Origin of the sequence: Citricoccus sp., from assembly GCF_035445025.1 — a bacterium.
Classification (GTDB): domain Bacteria; phylum Actinomycetota; class Actinomycetes; order Actinomycetales; family Micrococcaceae; genus Citricoccus.
Genome location: NZ_DAOMPX010000015.1, coordinates 59,735 through 65,734, shown reverse-complemented (window position 1 = coordinate 65,734; position 6,000 = coordinate 59,735). Strand labels below are relative to the sequence as shown.

The window sequence follows — 6,000 nt, the reverse complement described above, 5'->3', positions numbered from 1 at the left end:
GGTGAGGTGCACAGCGCACCTCACCGGCCGCCGTCGTTGTCGGTTCCCCACAACGACGAGCCGGTCACGGGCCGCCCGGCGGCGCCGGTCCCGCCTATGCTCGTCAGCATGTCCGAGACGCGCATCACCCCACCCCGCAAGGTCTCCGAGGAGTCCCTGCGCCGTCTCCGGGCCCACCTGGGGGCACTCAACACCGCCACCCTGCAGCGGCTGGACAACACGCTGCCCTGGTACCGTCAGCTCACCCCGGACGAGCGGTCCTCCCTGGGGCTGATCGCCCAGCGCGGCCTGACCGGGTTCCTGTCCTGGTTCGAGCGGCCCTCCACCACCATGACCACGGTGCTCGGCGAGGTGTTCGGCGGGGCGCCCACCGAACTGACCCGCTCGATCAGCCTGCAGCGGGCCCTGCAGCTGATCCGCACCGTGGTCGACGTGGTCGAGGCCCAGGTGCCGGGCATCGTGCAGGACCGCGACCAGACCCTGGTTCGCGAGGCGGTGCTGCGGTACTCCCGGGAGATCGCCTTCGCCCTGGCCGACGTCTATGCCCGCGCCGCGGAGACCCGGGGCGCCTGGGACAGCCGCAACGAGGCGGTGCTGCTCGACGCCGTGCTGCGCGGGGAGGGACCGGACGAGATCCTCTCCCGGGCCGCGGCCGCGGGCTGGAAGGGCGGGAACTCCGTCATGGTCATGGCCGGCCGGACTCCGGAGGCGGAGCTGCCCACCCGGCTGTCCGGGATGCGGCGCACCGCCGCGCGCTCGGGATTCGACATCCTGGTCGGCGTCCAGGCCGAACGGCTCGTGCTGGTGCTCGGCGGGGTCAGCGACCCCACCCGGGCGGCCGGTGCCCTGAGTCCCTGGTTCGGCGAGGGGCCCGTGGTCTACGGCCCGGTGACCGATTCCCTCGTGGAAGCGCACCGCAGCGGCCGGGAGGCCCTGGCCGGACTGGCCGCGGCCGCCGCCTGGCCGCGCGCCCTGCGGCCCACCCACGCCCAGGACCTGTTGCCGGAGCGCGCGCTGAACGGCGACCGGACCGCCGTCGAGACGCTGGTGCAGCGGGTCCACGCCCCCCTGCGGGCCGCCGGCAACTCGTTGCTGGAGACCGTGGACACCTATTGCGAGCTGGGTCATTCCCTGGAGGGCACCGCCCGGGAGCTGTTCATCCACGCCAACACGGTGCGCTACCGGTTGCGCCGGGTCAGCGAGATCACCGGCTGGGACCCCCTGAACCCGCGGGACGCCTACGTGCTGCAGACCGCGCTCGCGGTGGGCCGGCTATACCCTCCTGACGAGGCAGGCTAGCGACGAACCGCCGCGGGTGCCCCGGCCGGGCGGCGGGAGCGGCCCATGGCTTTTGTAGGAAACCTCCAAAACGACGCGCAGAGCTTGGTACCGCTACCGCCCCGGAACCAGGTCACGGTTTTGACACAGTAGAGGGCATGCTTGCAATCGTGTGCCCGGGACAGGGCTCCCAGACCCCCGGGTTCCTGGCGCCCTGGCTGGAACTGGACGGGATGTCCGGCCTGCTGGCCGAGTGGTCCACGGCCACCGGCGTCGACCTGACCGGCCACGGCACCGTCTCCGACGAGGAGACCATCAAGGACACCGCCGTCGCCCAGCCGCTCATCGTGGCGGCCGGCCTGCTCTCCGCCCGTGCCCTCGGCCTGAAGGATCTGCCCGCACAGGGGTGGGTCGCGGCCGGGCACTCCGTCGGCGAGATCACCGCCACCGCGCTGGCCGGCGTGCTGCCCGCCGCCGAGGCCCTCGAGTTCGTCCGCATCCGTGCCACCGGCATGGCCGCCGCGGCGGCCGCCGAGCCGACCGGCATGTCCGCGGTGCTCGGTGGCGATCCGGACGGGGTGCTCGCCGCGCTCGCAGCCCACGGGCTCGTCCCGGCCAATGCCAACGGCGGCGGCCAGACCGTCGCCGCCGGCTCGCTGGAGTCCCTGGCCGCCCTGGCGGCCGAACCGCCGGCCAAGGCCCGCGTCATCGCCCTGAAGGTGGCCGGTGCCTTCCACACCCCCTACATGGCCACGGCCGTGCCGGACCTGAAGGCCTTCGCCGACGGGCTGTCCCCCGCCGATCCTGCCGTGACGCTGCTGTCCAACCGCGACGGCGAGGCCGTGGGATCCGGACGGGAGGTCGTGGACCGGCTCGTGGACCAGGTCACCCGCCCCGTGCGCTGGGACCTGTGCATGCAGACCCTGCAGGCCTCCGGCGTGACCGGCATCCTGGAACTGCTGCCCGGCGGCACCCTGACCGGACTGGCCAAGCGCGCCCTGAAGGGCACGCCCACGCTCGCGCTGAAGTCCCCGGAGGACCTGGACGCCGCCCGGGCGTTCATCGCCGAGCACACCACCACCCACGAGTGACCGGGCTCCCGCCCGCACCGCACGCCCAGACCTCCAGCAGAACGTCGAGGACCAGATGACCACCCCCACCCTGAACCAGTACGTGCCGGCCACCGGCAGCCGGATCCTGTCCGTCGGGGCCGCGCGCGGCAACCTGGTGGTGACCAACGACGACATCGCCGGTCCCATCGACTCCTCGGACGAGTGGATCCAGAAGCGCACCGGCATCGTCACCCGCCGGCGCGCCGACGCCGAGACCTCCCTGCTCGACCTGGCCACCGAGGCCGCCCAGGAGGCCGTGCAGAAGGCCGGGCTGACCGGAGCGGACATCGACGCCGTCATCGTCTCCACCGTCACCTCCCCCTATGCCACGCCCTCCGTGGCCGCCGCCCTGGCCCACAACCTCGGCGCGACCCCGGCACCGGCCTTCGACATCTCCGCCGCCTGCGCCGGGTACTGCTACGGCGTGGCCCAGGCCGATGCCCTGGTCCGTTCCGGCATGGCGCGCAACGTCGTGGTGGTCGGGGCCGAGAAGCTCTCGGACATCATCGACGAGACCGACCGCTCGATCTCCTTCATCCTCGGCGACGGCGCCGGCGCCGTCGTGATCGCCGCGTCCGACGAGCCCGGGATCGCTCCCAGCGTGTGGGGTTCGGACGGGGAGCGCTGGGACACCGTGAGCATGACCCGGTCCCTGCTGGACCTGCGCGACGCCGCCGAGACCGCGCGGCGGACCGGGGACACCTCGGCCCTGACGAACCCCGAGGACAGGCTCTGGCCGACCCTGCGCCAGGACGGCCCCAGCGTGTTCCGCTGGGCGGTCTGGTCCATGGCCAAGGTGGCCCAGGAGGCCCTGGACAAGGCCGGCGTCGCCCCGGGCGACCTGGCGGCCTTCCTGCCCCACCAGGCCAACGAGCGGATCATCGACGAGCTGGCCAAGCAGCTCAAGATCCCGGACACGGTCACCATCGGCCGGGACATCAAGGAGACCGGCAACACCTCGGCAGCCTCGGTCCCGCTGGCGATGCACCGCGTCCTCGAGGAGGACCCCTCCCTCAGCGGCGGCCTGGCCCTGCAGATCGGCTTCGGCGCCGGGCTCGTCTACGGCGCCCAGGTGGTCCGGCTCCCCTGAGCCCGGGACCGCCCCACAGACCTCCTCGTCCGCCGGACGACGGAGTATCCCGAACACCACCGATTACCACCCCAGTGGACGAGTGCGTCCCGAAAGGAGCCTGACATGGCAGACAAGGAAGCGATCCTCGCCGGACTGGCCGAGATCGTCAACGAGGAGACCGGCCTGGAGACCGAAGAGGTCCAGCTGGAGAAGTCCTTCACCGATGACCTGGACATCGACTCCATCTCCATGATGACCATCGTGGTCAACGCCGAGGAGAAGTTCGACGTCAAGATCCCGGACGAGGAAGTCAAGAACCTCAAGACCGTGAACGACGCCGTCGAGTTCATCGCGGCCGCACAGGCCTGACACCGGCCGGCCGCGGTCAGGGGGTCCAGTCCCCAGTGGACCAGACCCCCTGACCGGCCGTCGCCACCACCCCGGCCGCCTGCGACCCAGCCGGCCCCGAATCACTTTCCGGGTCCACCGACCCTGACGACCGAAGGCAGACACATGAACCGCACAGCCGTGATCACCGGGCTCGGTGCCACGACACCGATCGGCGGCGACGTCCCCACCCTGTGGCGGAACGCCCTGGCCGGAACGCCCGGTGCCCGCCCCCTCGAACAGGACTGGGTCGCCGAGTACGAGCTGCCGGTGACGTTCGCCGCCCAGCTGAGCTCGCCCGTGGCCGACTCGCTCACCAAGGTCGAGATGAAGCGGATGGACCCCACCACGCAGTACGGCGTGGTCGCCGCCCGCGAGGCCTGGGCAGACGCCGGCCTGACCGGTGAGGGCACCGTGGACCCGGATCGCTTCGCCGTGGCCTTCGGCACCGGCATCGGCGGCGTCTGGACCCTGCTGGACGGCTGGGACACCCTGCGCAACAAGGGTCCGCGCCGCGTGCTGCCGATGACCGTGCCCATGCTCATGCCCAACGGGCCCGCGGCCGCGATCAGCCTGGACCTCGGTGCGCGCGCCGGCGCCCGGACCCCCGTCTCGGCCTGTGCGTCCGGCACCGAGGCCATGGACCTGGCCCTCCAGCTGATCCGCAGTGGTCAGGCCGACGTGGTGGTCTGCGGGGGCACCGAGGCCGCCATCCACCCGCTGCCGATCGCCGCCTTCGCGGCCATGCAGGCGCTCTCCCGTCGCAACGACGAACCGGAGCGCGCCTCCCGCCCCTACGACAGCGACCGCGACGGCTTCGTGCTCGGCGAGGGCGCCGGTGCCCTGGTGATCGAGTCCGAGGAGCATGCCCGGGCCCGCGGCGCCCGGATCTATGCCGAACTGGCGGGCTCGGGCGTGACCTCGGACTCCTACCACATCACCGCTCCGGAGGCGGAGGGCCTGGGTGCCGCCCGTGCCCTCCGGGCAGCCCTCGAGTCCGCCGGGGCCTCCCCCGAGGACGTCAGCCACGTCAACGCCCACGCGACCTCGACCCCGGTGGGTGACCGGCCGGAGTACCTGGCGATGAAGTCCGTGTTCGCCGGGCATCTCGACGCGGTGCCCGTCTCGGCCACGAAGAGCCAGACCGGTCACCTGCTGGGCGCCTCCGGGGCCATCGAGTCCGTCCTCTCGGTCCTGGCGGTCTACCACGGCCAGGCGCCGGTGACGATCAACCTCGAGAACCAGGACCCCGAGATCCCGCTGGACGTGGTGACCGGGACCCCCCGCCAGCTCCCCGAGGGCCAGCGGGTCGCCGTGAACAACTCCTTCGGCTTCGGCGGCCACAACGCCGTCTCCGTCTTCCGCAGCGTCTGATCCCGCCGCGACCGGACGGTCCGGCACATCCGCCGACCGGCACACACGACGAGGCCCGCCAGGATCACCTGGCGGGCCTCGTCGTGACTGGAAGGGGTGGTGGGGTGCGGTCGGTCAGCCGACCTGGTGCAGCCAGCGCACCGGGGCGCCGTCGGCGGCCTGGCGGAAGGGCTCGAGCTCCTCGTCCCAGGCCTCACCCAGGGCCAGGCTGAGTTCGTGGAAGACGGCCGAGGGATCGCCGTTGGCCTGTTCGTAGGCGTACCGGATCCGGTCCTCGGAGACCATGATGTTGCCGGTGACGTCCGTGGTGGCATGGAAGATGCCCAGTTCGGGGGTGTGGGACCAGCGGCTGCCGTCGCAGCCCGGCGAGGCCTCCTCGGTGATCTCGTACCGCAGGTGGGCCCATCCCCGCAGCGCCGAGGCCAACCGGGCACCGCTGCCCTGGGCTGCCGTCCACCCGATCTCGGCACGGTAGGCTCCCTGGGCGGCCGGCTGCGCCGACCATTCCAGGCGGTCCTGCGCACCGAGAACCGACCCCACGGCCCACTCGATGTGGGGGCACAGTGCGGCAGGGGCCGAGTGGATGTACAGAATTCCACGGACCATGGTTTCAGACATACGTTCCTCCCAGTGCTGTGCGGTACGTCTTCCCCAACGACCCCACAGGCGGGGGAGCCTGTTCCGGCTCCCGGAGGATGCGACCAGCGCCGCATGTCCTCTCGATGTTCAGTTCTCGGAAAGCGTCCGAGGTCAGCCTTGCGATTGTCCCTCGTGTGC

General features: G+C 72.0%; 6 protein-coding genes. 5 read left to right on the top strand and 1 reads right to left on the bottom strand.

The annotated features are described in order from the left end of the window. Positions 1 to 108: 108 nt before the first annotated feature. The 5 genes from PLJ28_RS07055 to fabF all read left to right on the top strand — a co-directional run bounded on the left by PLJ28_RS07055 (position 109) and on the right by fabF (position 5,223). Positions 109 to 1,299: a PucR family transcriptional regulator gene (locus PLJ28_RS07055; protein ID WP_183524871.1), complete on the top strand. Its 1,191-nt coding sequence runs from the start codon at positions 109 to 111 to the stop codon at positions 1,297 to 1,299. Between the two features lie 137 nt (positions 1,300 to 1,436). Next, on the top strand, positions 1,437 to 2,369 hold the full coding sequence (locus PLJ28_RS07050) for an ACP S-malonyltransferase (protein WP_298045589.1): 933 nt from the start codon (positions 1,437 to 1,439) through the stop codon (positions 2,367 to 2,369). A 55-nt stretch (positions 2,370 to 2,424) separates the two neighbouring features. Further along, the gene (locus PLJ28_RS07045; protein WP_298045591.1) at positions 2,425 to 3,480 is read left to right on the top strand and encodes a beta-ketoacyl-ACP synthase III; all 1,056 of its coding nucleotides are present in this window, start codon (positions 2,425 to 2,427) and stop codon (positions 3,478 to 3,480) included. A gap of 105 nt (positions 3,481 to 3,585) precedes the next feature. Next, the gene (locus PLJ28_RS07040; protein WP_010145104.1) at positions 3,586 to 3,831 is read left to right on the top strand and encodes an acyl carrier protein; all 246 of its coding nucleotides are present in this window, start codon (positions 3,586 to 3,588) and stop codon (positions 3,829 to 3,831) included. Positions 3,832 to 3,975: 144 nt separating this feature from the next. Next, positions 3,976 to 5,223: a beta-ketoacyl-ACP synthase II gene (gene fabF, locus PLJ28_RS07035; protein WP_183524864.1), complete on the top strand. Its 1,248-nt coding sequence runs from the start codon at positions 3,976 to 3,978 to the stop codon at positions 5,221 to 5,223. A gap of 114 nt (positions 5,224 to 5,337) precedes the next feature. Here the strand turns inward: fabF and PLJ28_RS07030 are convergent, their stop codons facing one another. Next, the gene (locus PLJ28_RS07030) at positions 5,338 to 5,841 is read right to left on the bottom strand and encodes a DUF3145 domain-containing protein (RefSeq protein ID WP_029139283.1); all 504 of its coding nucleotides are present in this window, start codon (positions 5,839 to 5,841) and stop codon (positions 5,338 to 5,340) included. Positions 5,842 to 6,000: the final 159 nt, after the last annotated feature.